This is a genomic window from Stutzerimonas stutzeri (genome assembly GCF_024448985.1).
GTDB classification, from domain to species: domain Bacteria; phylum Pseudomonadota; class Gammaproteobacteria; order Pseudomonadales; family Pseudomonadaceae; genus Stutzerimonas; species Stutzerimonas stutzeri_AP.
Genome location: NZ_JAMOII010000002.1, coordinates 121,568 through 144,426 on the forward strand (window position 1 = coordinate 121,568; position 22,859 = coordinate 144,426).

Annotated in this window: 22 protein-coding genes; 11 read left to right on the top strand and 11 right to left on the bottom strand. The window is 61.1% G+C overall.

The window, feature by feature from the left end; genetic code table 11:
* Nucleotides 1-125: 125 nt before the first annotated feature.
* On the top strand, nt 126-1,127 hold the full coding sequence (locus NA647_RS03350) for a GGDEF domain-containing protein (protein WP_256056411.1): 1,002 nt from the start codon (nt 126-128) through the stop codon (nt 1,125-1,127).
* A 47-nt stretch (nt 1,128-1,174) separates the two neighbouring features.
* Here NA647_RS03350 and NA647_RS03355 read toward each other — a convergent pair whose 3' ends face one another.
* The 6 genes from NA647_RS03355 to NA647_RS03380 all read right to left on the bottom strand — a co-directional run bounded on the left by NA647_RS03355 (nt 1,175) and on the right by NA647_RS03380 (nt 6,883).
* Nucleotides 1,175-1,555, bottom strand: a complete 381-nt coding sequence (locus NA647_RS03355; protein WP_256056412.1) for a hypothetical protein — start codon at nt 1,553-1,555, stop codon at nt 1,175-1,177.
* Nucleotides 1,556-1,668: 113 nt separating this feature from the next.
* Nucleotides 1,669-2,268: a lytic murein transglycosylase gene (locus tag NA647_RS03360; RefSeq protein ID WP_256056413.1), complete on the bottom strand. Its 600-nt coding sequence runs from the start codon at nt 2,266-2,268 to the stop codon at nt 1,669-1,671.
* Nucleotides 2,269-2,399: 131 nt separating this feature from the next.
* Nucleotides 2,400-3,077 carry a hypothetical protein gene (locus NA647_RS03365; RefSeq protein WP_256056414.1) on the bottom strand — a complete coding sequence of 226 codons (678 nt, stop codon included), beginning with the start codon at nt 3,075-3,077 and terminating at the stop codon, nt 2,400-2,402.
* A 59-nt stretch (nt 3,078-3,136) separates the two neighbouring features.
* Nucleotides 3,137-4,252 (bottom strand): agmatine deiminase, encoded by a 1,116-nt coding sequence (aguA, locus tag NA647_RS03370; RefSeq protein ID WP_256056415.1) that lies wholly within the window; start codon nt 4,250-4,252, stop codon nt 3,137-3,139.
* Nucleotides 4,253-4,359: 107 nt separating this feature from the next.
* The gene (gene aguB, locus NA647_RS03375; RefSeq protein WP_256056416.1) at nt 4,360-5,238 is read right to left on the bottom strand and encodes an N-carbamoylputrescine amidase; all 879 of its coding nucleotides are present in this window, start codon (nt 5,236-5,238) and stop codon (nt 4,360-4,362) included.
* A 268-nt stretch (nt 5,239-5,506) separates the two neighbouring features.
* Nucleotides 5,507-6,883 carry a glutamine synthetase family protein gene (locus NA647_RS03380; RefSeq protein ID WP_256048916.1) on the bottom strand — a complete coding sequence of 459 codons (1,377 nt, stop codon included), beginning with the start codon at nt 6,881-6,883 and terminating at the stop codon, nt 5,507-5,509.
* Between the two features lie 252 nt (nt 6,884-7,135).
* Between NA647_RS03380 and NA647_RS03385 the strand changes: the two genes are divergently transcribed.
* The 8 genes from NA647_RS03385 to NA647_RS03420 all read left to right on the top strand — a co-directional run bounded on the left by NA647_RS03385 (nt 7,136) and on the right by NA647_RS03420 (nt 16,474).
* Complete coding sequence (locus NA647_RS03385) at nt 7,136-7,882, top strand: gamma-glutamyl-gamma-aminobutyrate hydrolase family protein (RefSeq protein ID WP_256056768.1); 747 nt, start codon at nt 7,136-7,138, stop codon at nt 7,880-7,882.
* Nucleotides 7,883-7,926: 44 nt separating this feature from the next.
* Nucleotides 7,927-9,285 (top strand): glutamine synthetase family protein, encoded by a 1,359-nt coding sequence (locus NA647_RS03390; protein ID WP_256056417.1) that lies wholly within the window; start codon nt 7,927-7,929, stop codon nt 9,283-9,285.
* 140 nt (nt 9,286-9,425) lie between these two features.
* Nucleotides 9,426-10,784, top strand: coding sequence for an aspartate aminotransferase family protein (locus NA647_RS03395; protein ID WP_256056418.1), 1,359 nt, complete (start codon nt 9,426-9,428; stop codon nt 10,782-10,784).
* 219 nt (nt 10,785-11,003) lie between these two features.
* Nucleotides 11,004-12,101, top strand: coding sequence for a polyamine ABC transporter substrate-binding protein (locus tag NA647_RS03400; protein ID WP_256056420.1), 1,098 nt, complete (start codon nt 11,004-11,006; stop codon nt 12,099-12,101).
* A 253-nt stretch (nt 12,102-12,354) separates the two neighbouring features.
* Nucleotides 12,355-13,440: a polyamine ABC transporter substrate-binding protein gene (locus tag NA647_RS03405; protein WP_256056421.1), complete on the top strand. Its 1,086-nt coding sequence runs from the start codon at nt 12,355-12,357 to the stop codon at nt 13,438-13,440.
* A 96-nt stretch (nt 13,441-13,536) separates the two neighbouring features.
* Nucleotides 13,537-14,688 carry a polyamine ABC transporter ATP-binding protein gene (potA, locus tag NA647_RS03410; RefSeq protein WP_256056422.1) on the top strand — a complete coding sequence of 384 codons (1,152 nt, stop codon included), beginning with the start codon at nt 13,537-13,539 and terminating at the stop codon, nt 14,686-14,688.
* Between the two features lie 11 nt (nt 14,689-14,699).
* A complete protein-coding gene (locus NA647_RS03415; RefSeq protein WP_256056769.1) occupies nt 14,700-15,581 on the top strand; it encodes an ABC transporter permease subunit in 882 nt (293 codons plus the stop codon).
* On the top strand, nt 15,578-16,474 hold the full coding sequence (locus NA647_RS03420) for an ABC transporter permease subunit (protein ID WP_256056423.1): 897 nt from the start codon (nt 15,578-15,580) through the stop codon (nt 16,472-16,474). The genes NA647_RS03415 and NA647_RS03420 overlap by 4 nt, the downstream gene beginning before the upstream one ends.
* Nucleotides 16,475-16,525: 51 nt before the next feature.
* Here the strand turns inward: NA647_RS03420 and NA647_RS03425 are convergent, their stop codons facing one another.
* Nucleotides 16,526-17,107 (bottom strand): DUF6436 domain-containing protein, encoded by a 582-nt coding sequence (locus NA647_RS03425; protein ID WP_256056425.1) that lies wholly within the window; start codon nt 17,105-17,107, stop codon nt 16,526-16,528.
* 86 nt (nt 17,108-17,193) lie between these two features.
* Here NA647_RS03425 and NA647_RS03430 point away from each other — a divergent pair, with 86 nt between their 5' ends.
* On the top strand, nt 17,194-18,126 hold the full coding sequence (locus NA647_RS03430) for an alpha/beta hydrolase (protein ID WP_256056427.1): 933 nt from the start codon (nt 17,194-17,196) through the stop codon (nt 18,124-18,126).
* Here the strand turns inward: NA647_RS03430 and NA647_RS03435 are convergent.
* Nucleotides 18,107-18,883 (bottom strand): DUF2059 domain-containing protein, encoded by a 777-nt coding sequence (locus NA647_RS03435; RefSeq protein ID WP_256056428.1) that lies wholly within the window; start codon nt 18,881-18,883, stop codon nt 18,107-18,109. The two genes, NA647_RS03430 and NA647_RS03435, sit on opposite strands and share 20 nt — an antisense overlap.
* A gap of 149 nt (nt 18,884-19,032) precedes the next feature.
* On the opposite strand from NA647_RS03435, the gene NA647_RS03440 reads away from it, so the two are divergent.
* The gene (locus tag NA647_RS03440) at nt 19,033-19,641 is read left to right on the top strand and encodes a 2OG-Fe(II) oxygenase (protein ID WP_256048905.1); all 609 of its coding nucleotides are present in this window, start codon (nt 19,033-19,035) and stop codon (nt 19,639-19,641) included.
* Nucleotides 19,642-19,693: 52 nt separating this feature from the next.
* Here NA647_RS03440 and dctM read toward each other — a convergent pair whose 3' ends face one another.
* The 3 genes from dctM to dctP form a co-directional block, all read right to left on the bottom strand.
* Nucleotides 19,694-20,974 (bottom strand): C4-dicarboxylate TRAP transporter large permease protein DctM, encoded by a 1,281-nt coding sequence (gene dctM, locus NA647_RS03445; RefSeq protein ID WP_256056429.1) that lies wholly within the window; start codon nt 20,972-20,974, stop codon nt 19,694-19,696.
* On the bottom strand, nt 20,974-21,600 hold the full coding sequence (locus NA647_RS03450) for a TRAP transporter small permease (RefSeq protein WP_256048903.1): 627 nt from the start codon (nt 21,598-21,600) through the stop codon (nt 20,974-20,976). The genes dctM and NA647_RS03450 overlap by 1 nt, the downstream gene beginning before the upstream one ends.
* Before the next feature lie 235 nt (nt 21,601-21,835).
* A complete protein-coding gene (dctP, locus tag NA647_RS03455; RefSeq protein WP_131649055.1) occupies nt 21,836-22,828 on the bottom strand; it encodes a C4-dicarboxylate TRAP substrate-binding protein DctP in 993 nt (330 codons plus the stop codon).
* Between the last annotated feature and the right edge of the window lie 31 nt (nt 22,829-22,859).

A 22,859-nucleotide genomic window follows, 5' to 3' on the forward strand; every position in this document is an offset into this window, starting at 1 on the left:
ATTAGTGGTAATTGCGCCAACTGGAACTTTGTTCTGCCGGCGTTCTCTCAACAGCATTCTGGTGTATAGCGACAGCTGCTCAGCGGGCTCCCGCCGGTACCTGGCGCTCGTTTGGGAACGCAGGTATGACTCTGGTGAAGCAGCGAAGTGAAAAAGGGGTTGGCATCCTTCCCCCGACCGAAGGGCAGACGCTTTTGGCGTTGATGCATGCCCGGGCCGAAGTCGAGCGCTTGAGCGAGCGCGAACAGCTATTCAGCACGCTGATGGGCGCGGTTAACGCGGTGCTCTGGGCGTTCGATTCCGAGGCTCAGCGGATGGTCTACGTCAGCCCGGCCTACGAGCAGATCTTCGGGCGCTCGGCTGCGCTGTTGCTGGCGGACTTCGGCGAGTGGCGCAACAGCGTCTACCCGGATGATTTGGAACACGCGCAGCAGGGGCTAACCGATGTGCTCGAAAAGGGCGCCATCGAAGAGCGCGAGTACCGCATCATCCGTGGCGACGACGGTCAGTTGCGTTGGCTTAGCGACAAATGCTTCATCGCGCGTAACGTCGACGGCGCGCATGGGCCCATCGTCGTCGGGATCGCCGAAGACATCACCGATAAGAAGCAGCTCGAAGGCGAACTGCAGCGCCTGGCCACCGTCGACGTTCTGACCCAGAGCAGCAACCGCCGCTACTTCTTCGAATGCGCCAAGCGCGAGTTCGACCTGGCCCGGCAATACGCCACCCCGCTGGCGTTTCAGCTGCTGGACATCGACGACTTCAAGCGGATCAACGATACCCATGGCCATCAGATGGGCGATCAGGTACTGCAGCGCGTCGCCGAGTGCGGCTCGTCCGTGCTGCGTCGTGGCGATCTGTTCGGTCGCATCGGTGGCGAGGAGTTCGCCTTGCTGCTGCCGGGCTGCCAGCCGGACCTTGCCGAGCAGATCGCCGAGCGTCTGCAGCGGGAGGTGCAGCGGCTGGTATTCACCACCTCCGATGGTCAGCGCTTCGGCGTCACTATCAGCCTCGGCGTGACCTGTCTCAGGGCAGGCGATCCAGATCTCGGGGCGCTGTTCGCCCGTGCCGATGCGGCTATGTACACCGCCAAGCGTCTTGGCAAAAACCAGGTGATCATGGCCTGAGTCAATGGCGCGGGCCCGGCGCCATCGGACCTATCAGCCATCAGACATCAACGGGTGAACTGCTGCGCCAGTTCCTCCATCTGCTGTTTGAACTCGTCACACTTGGCCTGCCGTTCGGATGCCGGGATGCTGTCCCATTTCGCTTTGCCCTGTTCGACGCCGTTATCGAAGCCCTTGTCGAAGCTGGCCGCATCCATGCCGTTGCGCGCCAGATGATCTTTCTGCTGTTGCTTATGCTCGACCAGCTGTTCGTCCGTATAGCCGCCACAGACCTCTGCCGTGACCTGCATCGTGCCGCCCAGCTTCGCCAGCTGTGCGTTCATGTTCGCCATCATCGGATTATTCGGCTGCTGAGCCAGGCTCGGAAGACTGATCAACATGGCGGCGCTGACGAGGGACAGGTATCGCAACTTTGCTGGTAAGGACATGTTCGTTCCTGATTGTTGTTTGCTGCTCGAAAATCTGCGGTTCGGCCAAGGCTGACCTTGCGGTTGTTGGGTTGCCAATCGGGCCATATGTTCCGGCTAGCTGCAATTTGTACTCAACGAAGGGATTTGTGCAGCGCGACCGCACTCTGAATGGCCTGATCGTTGGTAATGCCCTGCATGCTTTCCACCTTCTGCAGAGCGATGCCGCCTGCGGCGGCGATGATAGTCACTCTGCCGACCACGACCTGCGGGCCGACTATGCTCAGCTGTTCAGAAGGGTCCAGTTTTTTACTTACATCAACGATAAACCCGCCGATCTCTTTGACTCTGGGGTCGTCATACACCATGCCCATCTGCCGCAGCATCTCTTCGTCCGAAGGCACCTCATCGACAGAGATACCGACCGACAGGCCACCGCCTTTGACCATTTCAAAGACATTTCCGCTGGTCAATTCCTGTGATAACCAGGTGCAACTGACTCCGTAGACGGTCACGTTATCGTATCGGCCATCGCCTTCCTCAGCGACCAGCACCAGACCCTCGATCAGCGGGCCAAGCGTCGTCGCGATCCGGCCACAATCGGGAAGTTGTTCCAGGCTCGGCACCACATAGCTGGCCTGTGGGCCAGAGCCAGGGCCGCTGTCATCATCGCAACCGCTGGTGGCGAGGGCGAGGGTCAGCAGTGCCGGCAGTGCAGAACGAGGCGTGAGCACGCAAGAGTCCTTTTTAGATGCTGTAGATGGCATGGCGACTGCGGCCGTTGCGCGCGCCACATGCCAAGAAGACCTCAACTCTAGACCAAATCGTTCGGCTTTCAAGTTAGCGAAGGCAGGCAAAAACTGCGTCAGGGTGCTTTGCGGTAGACGTCATCGAAGCGAACGTTGAGGCCGCCGCAGCGGCTGTTGTCGGTCACTACGAGGTTCGCTGCGACGTACTGCAGGGTGACGCGGCAGGCGTATTCATCCGCACCCTCGACGATCCTCAGCAGATCACCGGAGGGTTGTGCTTGACCTTCGAAGGCGCCGACGTGGACAACCGGCTCGCCATAACTGTTCACGCCGCCCTGCCAGATCGCCTCGCCTACGAGCGCAAGCGACCCGGTGGGCGAGGCGCGAGAAATGACGATGCTGTTGCCGCCGGCGATGGGCAGCCAGCGACCTATCCAGTCCTGCGCTGTGGGAGGCGTAGAAGCAGTGTCGATTTCAATGTTGCGTGCTGGCAGCCAGCCTACGAATTCGCGCTTTTTGCCGAAGTACCATACGCAGGCCCAGCCATCGGTTTGATTGCCGACCAAGAGTTCGTCGCCGTCCACGAGATAGGCCTTGCGTATGCAAGATTCATCATCGGGGCAGCCAGCGGCGTCATCCCTGAAGTGCACTCGCGAGTCAGCAGTGGCAACCACTTGTGCAGGTTGTACCTGATCGGCGAACGCCGGAAAAAAGCCGTTGCGGCAGGAATAGGCTTCGATGGCCTGCACAGTTGGCGCTAGCAGCAGGCACAGCAGAAAGGCTTTGTATTGCACGGCCTGCAAGCTCCTTCAGACTGGCTGCCCGCGTCGATGGCACGGACAGCGCGGGTGCGTTACACCGGTGGTTGGCTCGATGCCGCCGGTTGCTGCTGAGTGATGCAGTGGATGTTGCCGCCGCCGAGCAGGATCTCCCGGCCCGGCACCATCACCACCTGATGCTTGGGGAAGATCCGGCTGAGGATGGCTTCTGCTTCGGCGTCCATCGGATCGTCAAATGACGGGGCGATGATGCCGCCATTGACGATCAGGAAGTTGACGTAGCTGCCAGCCAGGCGAATCGACGGATCGCGCGGCTGACTGCCGATCAGCGGCACCACACCGGCGCATTCCTGCTCGGTGGCATGCAACGGGCCGGGGATCGGCATCTTGTGCACCACGAGCTCGCGATCCCAGGCATCGCGCGCCAGCTCCAGCACGCGCATGGCAGCTTGGCAGCGCTCGTAGTTCGGGTCGTCGCGATCATCGGTCCAGGCCAGTAGTACTTCACCGGGACGCACGAAGCAGCAGAAGTTGTCCACGTGACCGTCGGTTTCGTCGTTGTACAACCCGTGTGGTAGCCAGATGACCTTATCGATCGCCAGATAATCGGCCAGGACCGCTTCGATTTGCTCACGGGACAGGTGCGGGTTGCGATTGCGGTTGAGCAGGCACTCCTCGGTGGTGATCAGGGTGCCTTCGCCGTCGACGTGAATCGAACCGCCTTCCAGTACGAAGCCCTCGGTGCGGTAGCGATGGCAGCGCTCGATTTCGAGAATCTTGCGCGCCACTTCGTCGTCGCGCTGCCAGTTGTCGTACAGCCCGCCCTCGAGGCCGCCCCAGGCGTTGAACATCCAGTCGACACCACGCAGACCACCCTTGCCGTTGACCAGGAAGGTTGGCCCCGTATCGCGGACCCAGGCGTCATCGCTGCTGATTTCCACCAGCCGAATACGCGGGTCATCGAGTTGCTCCCGTGCGGCCTTGTATTGCTCGGCAGTGGCGCAGACGGTGACCGGCTCGAAGCGTGCGATGGCCTTTGCCACAGCGGTGAAAGCCGCCTGCGCCGGCGTGCCCTGGTCGCGCCAGTTATCCGGACGCTGCGGCCAGACCATCCAGGTCTGGCTGTGCGGCGCCCATTCGGCGGGCATGTGGAAGTCGTCGGCGCGAGGCTTGGTGCTGAGGGTCGTCATCGGTGTTTTCCGTGAGAGCGCTTTGTAGGAGCGAGCTTGCTCGCGAACAGTTTGCATAGCCGAATTCGCGAGCAAGCTCGCTCCTACAACGATGGGTCAATCTTCGGTCAGGACTCCAGCGAGCCGTCCAGGGTCTTGATCGGGCTGTAGAGGTTTGGTCGACGGTCGCGGAATACACCCCAGGCGCTGCGGATGTGCTCCAGCTGGTCCAGGTCGAATTCATGTACCAGTACGCCTTCGCTGGTCTGGTCCATTTCCTCGACCTTGGCGCCAAACTGATCGGCGATGAACGACGAGCCATAGAAGGTGATGTCGTAGCCGTCCTGCTCTTCGGTGCCGACGCGGTTGCTGGCGATCAACGGCATCAGGTTGGCGCCAGCGTGGCCCTGCTGGACGCGCTGCCAATGGTCGCGCGAGGTGATATTTGGGTCATGCGGCTCGCTGCCGATGGCGGTGGGGTAGAACAGCAGCTCGGCACCCATCAGCGCCATGCTGCGCGCGGTTTCGGGGAACCACTGATCCCAGCAAATGGCCACGCCGATCTTCGCGTAGCGGGTGTTCCAGACCTTGAAGCCGGTATCGCCGGGGTTGAAGTAGTACTTCTCGTGGTAGCCGGGACCGTCTGGAATGTGGCTCTTGCGGTAGACGCCCAGTACCTTGCCATCGGCATCGATGATGGCGATGGAGTTGAAGCGCGCGCGTCCGGCGACTTCGAAGAAGCTGATCGGCAGCACGACCTGCAGTTCGGCGGCGATCTTCCGGAAATGCTGAATCGCCGGGTTGTCCTCGACCGAGGTCGCCAGCTGCAGGTACTCGGGATTGGGCTTCTGGCAGAAGTAGGGGGTTTCGAACAGCTCCTGGATGAGAATCACCTGCGCACCCTTGGCGGCAGCTTCGCGGACCAACTTCTCGGCATTGGTGATATTTGCCTGGCGATCCCAGGAGCAGGCCATCTGAGTGGCGGCGACGGTAACGGTACGGGTCATGGCGGCCTCACTGAATTGGGGCGTTTAGAAAATGGAGTGGATTTTAGGCGGGAAGTTTGGAAAAGACGATAAAGGCGCTGGAGGCAGAACGAGAAATGCGGCGCCAGCGCTTCAGTGAGGTTGTGGGGTGGGCCGGACCGCCGTAGGGTGGGCTCCAGCCCACCGCCGACACCTCGGTGGGGCCGACTTGGTGGGCTGAAGCGGAGCGCCGCCCGGCCGACCCTACGATTGTTTCTCTGCCCGCCAGCGCTTTGATCGGCTTCCGCTTTTAAACCGTATGCAGATACCAGTTGTATTCAAGATCGGAGATCGAATGCTCGAATTCGGCCAGTTCGCTTTCCTTGCAGGCCACGAAGATGTCGATGTACTCCGGGCTGATGTAGCGGGCCATGATTTCGTTGTCATCCAGCTCGCGCAGGGCGTCGCGCAGGTTGGAGGGTAGGCTCGGTTCGACCTGCTCGTAGGAGTTGCCCTCAATCGGCTGGTCGGGTGCGATCTTGTTGGTCAGGCCATGATGGACGCCAGCGAGCACGCTGGCCAGCAGTAGGTAAGGGTTGGCATCCGCCCCGGCGACGCGATGCTCGATGCGTACTGAGTCCGCGCTGTCGGTCGGCACGCGTAGCGCTACGGTGCGGTTGTCCAGGCCCCAGCACGGCGCATTCGGTACGTAGAACTGAGCGCCGAAGCGGCGGTACGAGTTGACGTTGGGGCAGAGGAAGGCCATCGACGCCGCCATGGTCTGCTGGATACCGCCGATGGCATGACGCAGGGTTTCGCTCTCCAACGGATTGTCGGTGGCGAAAATATTGTTGCCGTTCTTGTCGAGCAGCGAGATGTGCACGTGCAGCCCGTTCCCGGCCTGGCCCGGGTAGGGCTTGGCCATGAAGGTGGTGTCCATCTCGTGGTCGTAGGCGATGTTCTTGATCAGCCGCTTGAGCAGCACGGCGTAGTCGCAGGCCTTGATCGGATCGGCGACGTGATGAAGGTTGACCTCGAACTGCGCCGGCGCGCTTTCCTTGACGATGGCGTCGGCGGGAATGCCCTGTTCCTTGGCCCCCTCGAGAATGTCCTGCAGGCAGTCGACGTATTCGTCCAGATCGTCGATCAGGTAGACCTGGGTCGACTGCGGGCGCTTGCCGGAAATCGGTGAGCGCGGCGGTTGCGGACGGCCATTCACGTTCTCCTGATCGATCAGATAGAACTCCAGTTCGAAGGCCGCACAGATGGTCAGGCCCAGCTCATCGAACTTGCTGACGACCTGGCGTAGCACTTCACGTGGGTCGGCAAAAAAAGGCGAGCCGTCGCGCTCATGCATGGTCATCAACAGTTGCGCAGTGGGACGCTTCTGCCAGGGTTCGTTGCTGAGGGTGTTGGGAATGGGGAAGCAGGTCCGGTCCGAGTCGCCGATGTCCATCCCGAGCCCGGAGCTTTCCACTGTGATGCCATTGATGTCGAGTGCGAATAGCGAGGCGGGCAGGTTGATCCCTTTTTCATACACCTTATGCAGACTGGCGCGCTCGATGCGCTTGCCTCGAACGACACCGTTCATGTCTGCGATCAGCAGGTCGACGTACTGGACCTCCGGGTGTTCTTTCAGAAACGCGTTCGCTTCATTGAGCTGAACGGCACGCGGCGGCGGAAGCATGATGAAAACACCTTAATTGTTAAAAATTTCAATCATCAAACAACATGACTTGGAGTCAATCGGAAAGCCAAGTCGCTGTCAATAGCGCCTCAAAACGCCCCATGAATGCCCATTAGGGGCGGTTTTAGGGCACGGCCGGAAAAAAATTCACGGCGCTGCGGTTGCTTTCGGAAGGACAACGGGTCGGCTATTGTCTATAAAAATGAACAAGACTACTCTCCGATGAGCACCCTTCTGAAAGACGAGTATCACATGCCTCGCGTGCCATTGATCGGCGTATCCGCCTGTACCAGGCAGATCGGCCACCACAGCTTCCATATCGCCGGTGACAAATACCTGCGTGCCGCAGCGGTCGCCGGCTTGCCCCTGGTCATCCCAGCGCTGGGTGACCTAATCAATCCGACAGCTCTACTAGATAGCGTAGACGGCCTGCTCTTCACAGGCTCGCCATCGAACGTCGAGCCTCATCATTATGGCGGGTCGGCCAGTGCCGAAGGCACGCCACACGATCCTCCTCGTGACCAGCTGACCCTGCCGCTGATTCGCGCGGCGGTAGAGGCCGGTATTCCGGTGTTCGGCGTCTGTCGCGGTTTTCAGGAAATGAACGTGGCGTTCGGCGGCAGTCTGCATCAGAAAGTGCACGAGGCCGGCCCCTATGCCGACCATCGCGAGCGGGCCGAAGACCCGGTCGACATCCAGTACGGGCTTAGTCATCCGCTGCATGTGCAACCCGGTGGCTTGCTGGAGCGTCTCGGGTTGCCGCCGCATATGGAAGTCAATTCGGTGCACGGCCAGGGTGTCGAGCGCCTTGGCGAGGGGCTGCGCATCGAGGCACTGGCGCCGGACGGACTGATCGAGGCGTTTTCCGTCGAGGCGGCGCAGACCTTCGCGCTCGGCGTCCAATGGCATCCTGAATGGAAGGTGCATGAGCACCCTTATTACCTGGCGTTGTTCCAGGGCTTTGCCCGCGCTTGCCAGGAACGCGCGGGACGGCGCTGAGCGCAGGCCGGCCCGGCGCTCGTTTCATCAACTCTGAGGTCATCATGACTAGCACGCTCGACCAGCTCACTGGCTGGCTCAAAGAACGCAAGATTACGGAAGTGGAATGCCTGATCAGCGACCTGACCGGCATCGCCCGCGGCAAGATTTCACCGACCAACAAGTTCCTCGACGAGCGCGGCATGCGCCTGCCGGAAAGCGTCCTGCTGCAGACGGTCACCGGTGACTACGTCGAGGATGACATCTACTACGAGCTGCTCGATCCGGCGGACATCGACATGTTCTGCCGCCCCGATCCCGACGCGGTGTTCCTGGTGCCCTGGGCCATCGAGCCGACCGCGCAGGTGATCCACGATACCTACGACAAGATGGGCAACCCCATCGAGATCTCGCCGCGCAACATCCTCAAGCGTGTGCTGAAGATGTACGCCGAGCGCGGCTGGCAGCCCATCGTCGCGCCGGAGATGGAGTTCTATCTGACCAAGCGCTGCGAGGACCCGGACCTCCCGTTCCAGCCGCCGATTGGCCGTTCGGGGCGACAGGAGACCGGCCGTCAGTCGTTCTCCATCGACGCGGCCAACGAGTTCGATCCGCTGTTCGAAGACATGTACGACTGGTGCGAGGCCCAGGGCCTGGACTTGGATACGTTGATCCACGAGGAAGGCACCGCGCAGATGGAAATCAACTTCCGTCACGGCGAAGCGCTGCACCTGGCCGACCAGATCCTGGTGTTCAAACGCACCATGCGCGAGGCGGCGCTCAAGCACAACGTCGCCGCCACATTCATGGCCAAGCCGATGACCGGCGAGCCGGGCAGCGCCATGCACCTGCACCAGAGCGTGGTGGACATCGAAACCGGGCGTAACGTGTTTTCCAACGCCGATGGCTCCATGAGCCAGCTGTTCTTGCACCACGTCGGCGGTCTGCAGAAATACATTCCCGAGCTGCTGCCGATGTTCGCGCCCAACGTCAATTCGTTCCGCCGTTTCCTGCCCGATACCTCGGCGCCGGTGAACGTCGAGTGGGGCGAGGAAAACCGCACCGTAGGCCTGCGCGTGCCGGATTCCGACCCGCAGAACCGCCGCGTCGAGAATCGTCTGCCGGGCGCCGACGCCAATCCGTATCTGGCCATTGCCGCCAGCCTGTTGTGCGGCTACATCGGCATGGTCGAAGGGCTGAACCCGAGTCCGCCAGTCAAGGGCCGCGGTTACGAACGCCGCAACCTGCGCCTGCCGCTGACCTTGGAAGCCGCGCTGGAACGCATGGAGAATTGCCGCGAGCTGGTCAAATACCTGAGCCCGAAATTCATCACCGGCTATGTCGCGGTCAAGCGCGCCGAGCAGGAGAATTATCACCGGGTGATCAGCTCATGGGAGCGGGAATTCTTGATGTTGTCGGTTTAACAACAGCTAGAAGCCGGAAGTTAGAAGCCGAAAGCTCGGAGCTTCAAGCTTCAAGCTTCAAGCTTCAAGCTTCAAGCTTCAAGCTTCAAGCTTCAAGCCAGAGCAAAAGCAAACGACGGGACCAACCAAAAGAGGTGACCATGAGTGATTCGCAAACCCTGCAATGGCAAGCCCTGAGCCGCGACCACCATCTGCCGCCGTTCACCGACTTCAAGGCGCTCAACGCCAAGGGCACGCGCATCATCACCCGTGGAGAGGGGGTCTATCTCTGGGATAGCGAAGGCCACAAAATCCTCGACGCCATGGCCGGGCTCTGGTGCGTCAACCTGGGTTATGGCCGTGAGGAACTGGTCGAGGCCGCGACCCGGCAGATGCGCGAGCTGCCGTACTACAACCTGTTCTTCCAGACCGCCCACCCACCAGCTCTGGCGCTGGCCAAGGCGATCGCCGAGATCGCGCCCGAGGGCATGAATCACGTGTTCTTCACCGGCTCGGGCTCCGAGGCCAACGACACCGTGTTGCGCATGGTGCGCCATTATTGGGCGATCAAGGGGCAGCCACAGAAGAAAGTGGTCATCGGTCGCTGGAACGGTTATCACGGCTCGACCATCGCTGGTGCCAGCCTCGGCGGCATGAAGGCCATGCACGAACAGAGCGACGGCCCAATTCCAGGCATCGAACACATCGACCAACCCTACTGGTTCGGTGAGGGCGGTGATCTCGATCCGCAAGAATTCGGTATACGCGTCGCGCAGCAGCTGGAGGACAAAATCCGTGAAGTGGGCGAAGACAAGGTTGCCGCCTTTATCGCCGAGCCGATCCAGGGTGCTGGCGGTGTGATCATCCCGCCGGACAGCTACTGGCCGAAGGTCCGCGAAATTCTTGACCGCTACGACATTCTGCTGGTTGCCGATGAAGTCATCTGCGGCTTCGGCCGTACCGGCGAATGGTTCGGCAGCGACCATTACGGCAACGCCCCTGACCTGATGCCCATCGCCAAGGGCTTGACCTCCGGTTATCTGCCCATGGGCGGCGTAGTCGTGCGCGACGAAGTGGTGCACACCCTTAACGAGGGCGGCGAGTTCTATCACGGCTTCACTTACTCGGGGCACCCGGTGGCCGCCGCTGTGGCGCTAGAAAACATCCGCATCATGCGTGAAGAGAAAATCGTCGAACGGGTCAAGGCGAAGACGGCACCCTATTTGCAATCTCGCTGGCGTGAGCTGGTCGAGCACCCGCTGGTCGGCGAGGCGCGTGGCGTCGGCATGCTCGGTGCGCTGGAGCTGGTGAAGAACAAGAAAACCCGCGAGCGTTTCGCCGATCCGGGCGTGGGCATGCTCTGTCGCGAGCATTGCTTCCGCAACGGTCTGGTGATGCGCGCGGTGGGCGACACCATGATCATTTCGCCGCCGCTGGTGATAAACGAAGAGCAGATCGACGAGCTGATCGGCAAGGTTCGGCAGTGCCTGGACGCAACCGCCAAAGACGCGTTGGGCTGACATGGGCGTGCCGGCAACGGTGTGTTCAGGGCTAAATGAACTAACGTTCGGGCTGTTGAAAAACAGCCACCGACCTTGCCAGACTGCGCGCCTGTTCTGGCCTGACTTACCGAGGGGTGTGTCGATGCCGGCACAGCCATTAGCTGTCCAGGTGCAATGAGGGTGGCCTCAGCGTGACCTGTCCTTAGCCGATACATGACAACAACAGGAGCTGCACGGATGAAACCCTTTGCCAAGACCCTACTCGCGATGACGCTGGCTGGCGCAGTTGCCGGCGCTGCGCAGGCCCAAGAAAAGGTCCTGCACGTTTTCAACTGGTCCGATTACATCGCCGAAGACACCTTGGAGAACTTCACCAAGGAGACTGGCATCAAGGTCGTTTACGACGTCTTCGACAGCAATGAGGTGCTGGAAGCCAAGCTGCTGGCCGGTAGTTCCGGCTACGACGTGGTAGTGCCGTCGAACCCCTTCCTGGCCAAGCAGATCAAGGCTGGCGTGTTCCAGAAGCTCGACAAGTCCAAGCTGCCGAACTGGGAAAACCTCGACAAAGACCTGCTCAAGGCCCTGCAACCGAGCGACCCGGGCAACCTTTATTCGGTCCCGTACATGTGGGGCACCATCGGCATCGGCTACAACGCCGAGAAGGTCAAGGCCGTGCTCGGTGAAGATGCTCCGGTGGATTCCTGGGATCTGGTCTTCAAGCCCGAGAACATGGAAAAGCTGAAAGCCTGCGGCGTCTCCTTCCTCGATTCGCCGACCGAAATCCTCCCGGCAGCGCTGCACTATCTCGGCCACGCGCCGGACAGCAGCAAGGCTGATGAGTTGAAAAAGGCCGAGGAACTGTTCATGCAGATCCGCCCGAACGTGGCCTATTTCCATTCCTCCAAATACATCTCCGATCTCGCCAACGGCAACGTCTGCGTCGCCATCGGTTATTCCGGTGACATCTACCAGGCCAAGGCGCGTGCCGAGGAAGCTGGCAACAAGGTCAAGGTCAGCTACAACATTCCCAAGGAAGGCGCGGGCACCTTCTTCGACATGTTGGCCATCCCGGCCGATGCGAAGAATGTCGAAAGCGCGCATGTATTCCTCAACTACCTGATGAAGCCGGAGGTGATGGCGTCGATCACCGACTACGTCCAGTTCCCCAACGGCAACGCAGCGGCGACTCCATTGGTGGATGAGGCGATCCGTACCGACCCGGGCATCTATCCGAGCCAGGCGGTGCTGCAGAAGCTCTACACCTTCCCCGACCTGGACCCGAAGACCCAGCGGACCATGACCCGCAGCTGGACCAAGATCAAATCCGGCCGGTGATGGGTCGTTGATGTTGGAGCGCTCAGGCTGGCTCTCGCGAGCGGCCTGGGTGCTGTGTCGGTGCTTTATTTGGGGGGGATGTCATGCACACAGCCGCATTTTTCTGCCCGGCACGCCTCATGCGTCGTTCTTATCCTGAGGCAGTCACGCACGCCAGTTGCGTTCTGCCAGTTGATTTTTAGAGGTTTTTCCAATAAACAGCCCGCCTTTCGCCCGCTGTGGCAGGCGCGGTCTGTAACAAGAGGACAATCCCATGCACTCGACACTGAAGTCGCTCATCATCGCCGCTGCCGTTGGCGGCGCCGCCTCTGCGCAGGCCGCCACCGTCCATATCTACAACTGGTCGGATTACATCGGTGAGACGACGCTGGAAGCGTTCGAGAAGGAGACCGGCATCAAGCCTGTCTACGATGTCTTCGACTCCAACGAAACCCTCGAGGGCAAACTGCTCGCCGGCCGCACCGGCTATGACGTGGTAGTGCCTTCCAACCATTTCCTCGGCAAGCAGATTCGCGCCGGCGCGTTCCGCGAACTGGACAAGAGCAAACTGCCGAACTGGGAGAATCTCGACCCGGGCCTGCTCAAGCAATTGCAGAAGAACGACCCCGGCAATGCCTACGCGGCGCCTTATCTCTGGGGCACCAATGGCATTGGCTACAATGTCGAGAAGGTTACCGCCGCGCTGGGGATCGAGAAGGTGGATTCCTGGGCCGTGCTGTTCGAGCCGGAAAACGCCAAGAAGCTGGCCGGCTGCGGGATCGCCTTCCTCGACTCGGCCGACGAGATGATCCCGGCGATGCTCAATTACATGGGGCTCGATCCCAACAGCGAGAACCCGGACGACTACGCCAAGGCCGAAGCCAAGCTGCTGGAAGTGCGCCCCTACGTGCGCTATTTCCACTCCTCCAAATACGTGTCCGATCTGGCCAACGGCAATATCTGCATCGCCGCTGGCTTCTCCGGCGACGTCTTCCAGGCCGCGGCCCGCGCCGACGAGGCGGGCAAGGGCATCGACATCGCCTATTCGATCCCCAAGGAGGGCGGCAACCTCTGGTTCGACATGCTGGCCATTCCTGCCGATGCACAAAACGTCGACGAAGCCCATGCGTTCATCAACTATTTGTTGAAACCGGAGGTAATCGCGCAGGTCAGCGATTACGTGGGTTATGCCAACCCCAACGTGAACGCGGGCGAGTTGATGGATCAAGAAGTGCGCAACGATCCCTCGGTCTATCCGTCTCAAGAAGTGCTGGACCGACTGTATGTCTCCGCCGAACTGCCACAGAAGGTGCTGCGTCTGAAAACGCGTAGCTGGACCAAGGTGAAGTCCGGCCAGTAACGGCCACGGGCGCGGCGGCTCACTAGCGCCGCGCTCACTCGAATCGATACCACCCGGCGCTGTCCGGGCCCTTTTCTTTCAATCGGGAGTTCGCGCATGGCCGTTGCCTCCAGCGCCTACAAAAAGGCCCTCACCGGAGAGAGCCAGAACAAGCAGGTGCTGCTGAAGATCGACCGCGTCACCAAGAAATTCGATGAAACGGTGGCGGTCGATGATGTCTCGCTGAGCATTCACCAGGGCGAAATCTTCGCGCTGCTCGGTGGTTCGGGCTCGGGAAAGTCGACCCTGCTGCGCATGCTGGCGGGCTTCGAGCGGCCTACCGAAGGGCGGATCTTTCTCGACGGCCAGGACATCACCGATATGCCGCCCTATGAGCGGCCGATCAACATGATGTTCCAGTCCTACGCGCTGTTCCCGCACATGACGGTGGCGCAGAACATCGCCTTCGGCCTCAAACAGGATGGCCTGGCCAAGGCCGAGGTCGAGGAGCGCGTCAACGAGATGCTCGCACTGGTGCAGATGACCCAGTACGCCAAGCGCAAGCCGCATCAGCTCTCGGGCGGCCAACGTCAACGCGTGGCGCTGGCCCGTTCGCTGGCCAAGCGACCCAAGCTGCTGCTGCTCGACGAGCCCATGGGTGCGCTGGACAAGAAGCTGCGCTCGCGGATGCAGTTGGAACTGGTGCAGATCATCGAGCGCGTCGGCGTGACCTGCGTGATGGTGACCCATGACCAGGAAGAGGCCATGACCATGGCCGAGCGTATCGCCATCATGCATCTGGGTTGGATCGCTCAGGTCGGCAGTCCGATGGATATCTACGAGACGCCGGCGAGCCGGCTGGTCTGCGAGTTCATCGGCAACGTCAATCTGTTCGACGGTGAGTTGATCGAAGACGTCGAAGACCATGCCGTCATTGCCTGCCCCGGGCTTGAAAACCCGATCTACGTGGGTCACGGAATCAGCACCCGCGCTCAGGACAAACAGATTACCTACGCGCTGCGCCCCGAAAAAATGCTGATCGGTACCGAGCTACCGGAATTGCAGCGGCCCGGCTACAACTGGGCGAAAGGGATCGTGCATGACATCGCTTATCTCGGCGGGCACTCGGTGTACTACATCAAACTGCCGTCGGGGCATCTGGTTCAGGCGTTCCTCGCCAACTCCGAGCGCCACGTGAAGTGGCCGACCTGGGAAGAGGATATTTACGTGTACTGGTGGGATGACAGCGGCGTGGTGCTGCAGGCATGAGCCGCTCACGCTTGAATACCGGGCGCCGACTGGTCATCGGCGTACCCTTCCTGTGGCTGTTCCTGTTCTTCTTGTTGCCGTTCGCTATCGTGCTGAAGATCAGCTTCTCCGAGGCGGACGTGGCGATCCCGCCCTACACGGAGATCTTCGCCTACGCCGAGCAACAGCTGCAGGTGGTGATCAACCTCGGCAATTACATCTTCCTCAGCGAGGACGACCTGTACTGGGCGGCCTATGCCGGCTCGCTGAAGATCGCGTTCTTCAGCACGCTGCTGTGTCTGCTGATCGGCTACCCGATGGCCTATGCCATCGCCCGGGCGCGCAAGGATCTGCAAACCGTGCTGCTGCTGCTGATCATGATGCCGACCTGGACGGCAATCCTGATTCGCGTCTACGCCTGGATGGGCATTCTCAGTAGCAACGGCATCCTCAATGGCCTGCTGATGGGACTGGGGCTGATCGACGAACCCCTGCGCATTCTCAACACCGACGTCGCCGTCTACATCGGCGTGGTTTATTCCTACCTGCCGTTCATGATCCTGCCGCTCTACGCCAACCTGGTGAAGCACGACCTCAGCCTGCTCGAGGCCGCTTCGGATCTGGGCGCGCGCAGCCTCACGAGTTTCTGGAAGATCACCGTGCCGCTGTCGAAGAACGGCATCATTGCCGGCTGCATGCTGGTGTTCATTCCGGTGGTGGGCGAGTTCGTCATTCCCGAATTGCTCGGTGGCCCCGAGACGCTGATGATCGGCAAGGTGCTCTGGCAAGAATTCTTCAACAACCGCGACTGGCCGGTGGCTTCCGCTCTGGCGGTGGTGATGCTGGCGATCCTGCTGGTGCCGATCATTCTGTTCAACAGAAACCAAGCCAAGGAACTGGAGGGCAAGCTATGAAGCGCTGGAGCTTTTCCAACCTGATCCTGGTGCTTGGGCTGCTGTTCATCTACCTGCCGATGGTCATCCTGGTCATCTATTCGTTCAACGACTCGCGGCTGGTAACGGTGTGGGGCGGCTGGTCGGTGAAGTGGTACGTCGGGCTGCTGGATAACAGTCAGCTGATGGGCGCGGTGATGCGCTCGCTGGAGATCGCCCTGTACACCGCCATCGCCGCGGTGGCGCTGGGCACCATGGCGGCCTTCGTGCTCACGCGCATTCCGGTGTTCCGCGGTCGCACGCTGTTCGGCGGCTTGGTGACGGCGCCGCTGGTGATGCCCGAAGTGATCACCGGCCTGTCGCTACTGCTGCTATTCGTCGCCATGGCGCAGCTTGTGGGCTGGCCGGCGCAACGGGGCATCGTGACCATCTGGATTGCGCACACTACGTTCTGCTCTGCGTATGTCGCGGTGGTGGTGATGGCGCGTCTGCGCGAACTCGATCAATCCATCGAGGAAGCGGCGATGGACCTCGGCGCGCGGCCCTGGAAGGTGTTTTTCCTGATCACCATGCCGATGATCGCGCCGTCGTTGGCTGCTGGCGGCATGCTCTCGTTCGCCCTGTCGCTGGACGACCTGGTGCTCGCCAGCTTCGTCTCCGGCCCCGGTTCGACCACGCTGCCGATGGAAATCTTCTCGGCCGTGCGCCTGGGCGTGAAGCCGGAAATCAACGCGGTAGCCAGTCTGATCCTGCTGGTGGTGTCATTCGCGACTTTCATCGCTTGGTACGTCAGCCGTCGTACCGAGAAGCGCCGTGTTCGCTCCATGCGTCAGGCCATGGATGAAACCAGTACGCAAAACTGGCGTCCGGCGGCCACCAATACGGTGGTGGCGCCGCCATCGGCGCATAGCTGACGCAACGAATTGCCTGGCGCGCCGGCCTGAATCTTCAGGCCGGCTCCATCGTCATTCAGGTGTTGTCTCGTTCCAGTCGCAAAAACAGGCCACCGCCAAGGAGTGTGTCGCGCGCACTTCGCGGCCAGCCAGCACTGCCTCGAGAATGGGCTCGACGAAGCTGTTGTCCGAGCTGCATACCGCGCCTTCACTGTAGGGGCCGATATAGGCGAGTCGGCCCTGGGTGTCCCAGATGGCCACCGCCGGGCTGGCCGGCAGCTGGTCGGCACCAGCGAGATTGTCGAGCGGTTTCAGCGCCGCCAGTTGCTGCGACAGGCGTCCGGTACTGCCAGGTTTCTGCACCGCATAGAACTCGGTCTCCGCGCCGGCAAAGCGCGTCAGTAGTTCCTCCAGATGCTGCTGATTGCCGACGTTGCAGGGGCAACCCGGATCCCAGAAATGCACGAAGCGCACCGGGCCGGGCCCCTGCAACTCGGCTGGCAGCTGCAGCGCGTCTCCGGAGAACAGCTCGGCGCGCTCGCCTTCGAAGGTGCGCAGATAGCGCGCTTCGAACCACCAGAAGGCTGCCAGCATGGCGCCACCCCAGAGCAGGGCGATGAGTGCCGCGATCAGATATTTGTGGCGTACGGACATGGCGGCGCTCTTCGGTGGGGGCGTCAGCTTGCCACGTCACGCAGCAGAGCTGAATATCGCCGTCAATTCGAGCCAGAAAACCCGTCATGCCTTCGCTAATCGATCCCGATGCACTGCGCGCTCAGCTGCGCCCTATCAGCCACGGTGCCGAGCTGACCGCCGATGCACATGCGTACCAGGCTTACTACGGCCTAGATCTGCCTCATCACCGCAACGTCCGGCGGCGCCTTGGCTGCTTTGCGGTACATGGTTACGAAGTAGCCGTGCAGGCCTGGAGCCCTGAGCAGCCGGTGGCGACGCTGCTGATCCTGCACGGCTATTACGACCACATGGGACTTTACCGGCACGTCGTGGACTGGGGGCTGCGGATGGGCTTCGCGGTACTGGCCTGCGACCTGCCGGGGCATGGATTGTCCAGCGGACCGCGCGCCAGCATCAACGAGTTCGACGAATACCAGGCGGTGCTGCAGGGCCTGCTGCATGAAGCGGCCGAGCTGAAGCTGCCGCAGCCCTGGCATTTGCTGGGGCAGAGCACTGGCGCTGCGATCGTGCTGGAGTATCTGCTCGGCCAGCCGGAGCACCTGGGCCGCGGCATTCTGCTGGCACCGCTGGTGCGACCGCGTGCCTGGGGTTGGTCCCGCTTCAGTTACGAGGTGATGCGCCGCTTCGTCAAACAGATTCCGCGGCGTTTTAGCGAAAACTCGGGCGACCCGGTGTTTCTGGAGTTCATTCAGTCGAACGATCCGCTGCAGCCGACTATCCTGCCGACCGCCTGGGTCGGCGCGTTGTCACGCTGGATTCCGCGCATAGAGAGTGCGCCGCCGAGCCCCCATAGTCCGATCATCGTTCAGGGCGAGGCGGACATGACCGTCGACTGGCAGCACAACCTGCCGATTCTCGAAGGTAAATTCACCGCCCCTGAGATCTTGCGTCTACCTGACGCGCGGCATCACCTGGTCAATGAGCGCGAAGGGCTTCGTCGCGAGTATCTCGATTTTCTCAGTGAACGGTTGAAGTAACGGCTTGCGCCTGGACGCCGGGCTCGCCGGTATCGGCCGCCAGGCCGGCACGCAGCGCCTGAAGCGCGGCCTTGTAATAGTCCTGGCCTGCTTGCGATTGGGCGAATTCGACGAACTGCTCCAGTTCGGCATCTTCCAGATCGCGATAGATGTACAGCAAGGTATTGTCCAGATCGCTCTCGACCTGCTGTTGCAAGCGCTCGCGCTGGCTGTCCAGCAAGCCCTGTGCTTGGCCGCCGCCGAGCAGGCCGGGAATCATCTGGCTGAGACTGTCGGCTGCGACACCGGCCAACGCCAGGCTGACTTCGGCGCCCGCTTCGGCCGCCGGCAAGGCCTGGGCCAAATGGCGGATCAGCAGCTGCCGATTGCTGCCGGCCTCCATACGTGGCAAGCCATTTTCGTAGCGGGTGAGCTGTTCGCGACGGCCTGCCAAGGTTTCCGCCGAAACCACCTTGCGGCCCAGTGGTGATTGAAAGAAATCAAGCGCTGGCTGCGGGTCGGACAGATTCTGCCGTAGCGCCTGCTTGGCGCGCTGGTCGATGGCGTCGACGGCGAAGCGTCGGTTGCTGTTGGTCACCAGCGCTTGGTAAACCGCTGGCGGCAAACTGTTCTTGTAGCGTTGCTGCGCGGCTGTCAGGGCGTCAGAAAAGTTGGCGCGTTGTTCGGTCCAACCCGCCGCCTCGTAAAGTTCATCGTAGCTATCGGCCCAAACGTTCAGGCTCAAGGCAAGCAATACACAAGCAATAAGGGCGCGCATGGAAGCTCCTTTGTGGCGGCGGTTTATTTTCGGCGTCGCAACCCGGGCTTGTCGAGCAGCGAAAGCGCTGCTGCTAGACTCATCCGCTGTTTTACTCCGGCCTGCCGAAGGCCGTAGAGAAACGCCATCAGCCCATTGGAGTCACGTCCTTGCCGTTCTCTACCATCATCGACGACCTCGCCACGCGCGGCTGGTCGTTGCAGAGTGCTTTCCTTTCCAGTGATGTGACCCGCCAGCTGGCCGATGAGTGCCGCAGACGCTATGCCGAAGGTGCGCTGGCGCCGGCCGGGGTTGGCCGCGGTGAGGAGCAGGCGGTGCGCGAAGGCATTCGCGGCGACCACATTCACTGGCTGGAAGAAGGGCAGGCGGCGGTCTGCGATGCCTACCTGACGCTGATGGACGAGTTGCGACAGGCGCTCAACCGCGAGCTGTTTCTCGGCCTGGAAGAGTTCGAGTGCCACTTTGCGCTCTATCCGCCCGGCGCCTTCTATCAGACGCATCTGGACCGCTTCCGCGATGACGACAGCCGTTGCGTCAGCGCCGTGCTCTATCTGAATCCGGATTGGCGAGCGGCCGATGGCGGTGAGCTGCGCATGTACCTGGCCGATGGTTCGAGCCTGGATATCCCACCACTGGCCGGCAATCTGGTGGTTTTTCTATCGGGGAGTTTCCCGCATGAAGTGCTGGTCACGCAGACCGACCGACTGTCGCTGACCGGCTGGTTCCGTCGTCGCCCGGCGGACGTGTTGGCGCTCTGAAGCGCGCACAAAAAAGCCCGGCACAAGGCCGGGCTGGATGCGTCTGGAGCGGTTACATCCCTAGCAGATTGGGCAGGCCGAGCGAGATGGACGGCACGTAGGTGATGAGAGCTAGGAAAGCCAGCATCATCGCGAGCCATGGCATGACTGCACGGATTACCTGAGTCACCGGCATACCGGTCACGGCCGAGGCGACGAACAGGTTCAGTCCCACCGGCGGTGTTATCAGCCCGATTTCCATGTTCACCACCATGATGATGCCCAGATGGATCGGGTCGATGCCCAGCTGCACGGCGATCGGGAACAGGATCGGCGCCAGGATCAGGATGATCGCCGACGGCTCCATGAAGGCACCGGCAACCAGCAGCACGATGTTTACCACCAGCAGGAACATCCAAGGCTGTAGACCGGCCTCGAGCACCATGGCAGTGATCTGTTGCGGAATCTGTTCGGTGGTCAGCACGTGGGCGAACAGCATCGCGTTGGCGATGATGAACATCAGCATGATGGTGAGCTTGCCCGACTCCAGCAGCACTTTCGGGCAATCGCGAATGGTGATGTCCTTGTAGACGAATATCGCGATGAAGGCCGAATACACCGCCGCCACCGCCGCCGCTTCGGTCGGCGTGAACATGCCGCTGTAGATGCCGCCGAGGATGATCACCATCAGCAGCAGGCCCCAGAGTGCCTTGCGTGCCGAAGACAGCCACTCGCGGAAGGTCGCGCGCGGCATTGCCGGAAGGTTCTTCTTCACCGCGATGATGTAGATCGCCGCCATCAGTGCGACGCCAAGCAGAATGCCCGGGACCACACCAGCCATGAACAGCTTGCCTACCGAGGTTTCGGTCGCGGCGGCGTAGACCACCATGACGATCGACGGCGGGATCAGGATGCCTAGGGTACCGGCGTTACAGACGATACCGGCGCCGAAGGCCTGCGGATAGCCGGAGCGGACCATGCCGGCGATGGCGATGGAACCCACGGCCGCTACGGTCGCAGGCGACGAACCCGAGAGCGCGGCGAACAGCATGCATGCCATTACCGCACCGATGGCCAGACCACCGCGGATGTGACCGACAGTGGCGTTGGCGAAATCGATCAGGCGACGCGCCACGCCACCGGTGGTCATGAAGGCACCGGCCAGCAGGAAGAACGGAATGGCCAGCAGCGTGTAGTGCTCGGAGGTCTCGAACAGCTTGATCGCCAGTGAGGTGACCGAGTCCGGGCTGAACAGCAGGATGGTCAGCGAGCCGGCCAGGCCGAGAGAAATGGCCACCGGCACACCGATGAACATCAGCGCGAACAGCGCCACGAAGAGGAACAGGATAGTCATTATTTCGGCTCCTCTTCACCGAGCTTAAGTGCCTCGGCGGCCTCATCGGCGAGTCCCAGCCCGGTTTGTTCGTTACGCAGGATGCGCACGAAGATTTCAACGAAACGGATGAACACCATGGCAAAACCAATGGGCACGATCATGCCGATATGCCACTGCTTGACGCCGATATGGCCGAGGTCTTCGGCGCCGATGTTGGCGACGAACAACGCCTGGATCCATTCGAAACTGGCCACCGTCATCAGGCCGGCGTAACCCAGGCAGAACAGACAGGCGAGGATGCTGATGTAACGCTGTACCGGGCGCGACGCGAGCTTGACCAGCGCATCGACACCGATATGGCCGGCGGTGCGTACGCCGTAGGCGAGGCCGGTAAAGATCAGCCAGGCGAACAGCGCCTTGGTCAACGCGGTGCTCCACGTCATCGCCTGGGCGAAGCCGATAACGAAATCGCCGATTGCGAAGAAGAAGTCTTCAGCCGCTGGAAAGCTGTCCGCGAGGCTGTAGAAAATGGTGTAGAGGTTGTTCAGGACCACATAAACAAAGGTCACCAGCGTCATGGCGGCCAACAGGAAGGCGATGAAAGCCTCCTCGAAGTGGTCCCAGACGCGCCGGAGGGCGTTCATGGATGACATCTCCCGATGGAATGCATTTTGTTTTGACGGGCGTACAGAACGTTCGCCATGAGCCGGTGTGGTGACCGGTTTATAGAGCAATGAAAAACGCTTGTTTTCGTCCAGACCTCAGGCTCGGGATCGCCTTGCCTCGATGACTGCCTGGTCGGGTTCTTTTTTCACTGATCTATCGGTGTTGTAGCTGTCGCAACGGAGAGGGCGAGTTGTGCCCGCCCTCTCTTCAGGCTTACTGAGCGTTGGACGCTTCGGCGGCCTTGATCAGGTCAGCACCGATTTCGTTCTCGAACTTCTTCCAGACCGGCTTCATGGCTTCGCGCCACTTAGCCCGCTCTTCCGGAGTCAGCACCAGAATCTCGGTAGTACCGGCAGCCAAAATGTCTTGCTTGGCTTTCTGGTTCAGCGCGTCGGCTTGCTTGTTCACCTCGACGGTCACCTCGGCCAGGATGCTTTCCAGCTCGCCGCGAACATCGTCGGGCAGGCCGTTCCAGAACTTGGTGTTGGTGATCAGCATGTAGTCGAGCAGACCGTGGTCGGACTCGGTGATGTGCTTCTGCACTTCATGCATCTTCTGCGAGTAGATGTTCGAGTAGGGGTTCTCGGCACCGTTGACCACGCCGGTCTGCAGACCCTGATAAACCTCGGCGAAGCTCATCTTGCGCGGGTTGGCGCGCAGGGCTTTGAATTGCTCGTCGAGTACGGCGGAAGCCTGAACGCGGAACTTCATACCACGGGCGTCTTTCGGCTCGCGCAGTTCTTTGTTGGCCGACAGCTGCTTCATGCCGTTGTGCCAGTAGCCCAGACCGGTGATGTTCTTGTCTTCCATGGAGCGCAGCAGGCCTTGGCCGGCTTCGCTCTGCTGGAAGCGGTCTACCGCCTGGATGTCGTCGAACAGGAACGGCAGGTCGAATACCTGAACGCCCTTGGAGTAATGCTCGAACTTGGCCAGCGACGGGGCGATCAGCTGCACGTCGCCCAGCAGCAGGGCTTCCATTTCCTTGCCATCACCGAACAGCGAGGAGTTCGGGTAGACCTGAACTTCGACCTTGCCGGGCAGACGCTCTTCTACCAGCTTCTTGAACAGGTTGGCGCCCTGGCCTTTCGGCGTGTTGTCGGCAACCACGTGGGAGAATTTGATCGTGATCGGATCAGCGGCCTGGGCCAGACCCGCGATACCCAGTGACAGAGCGCAGGCAAGCGCCGTGGCAGTCAGCTTGAACATTGTTGTGTTTCCTCTTGTTGTGGATTGAGCC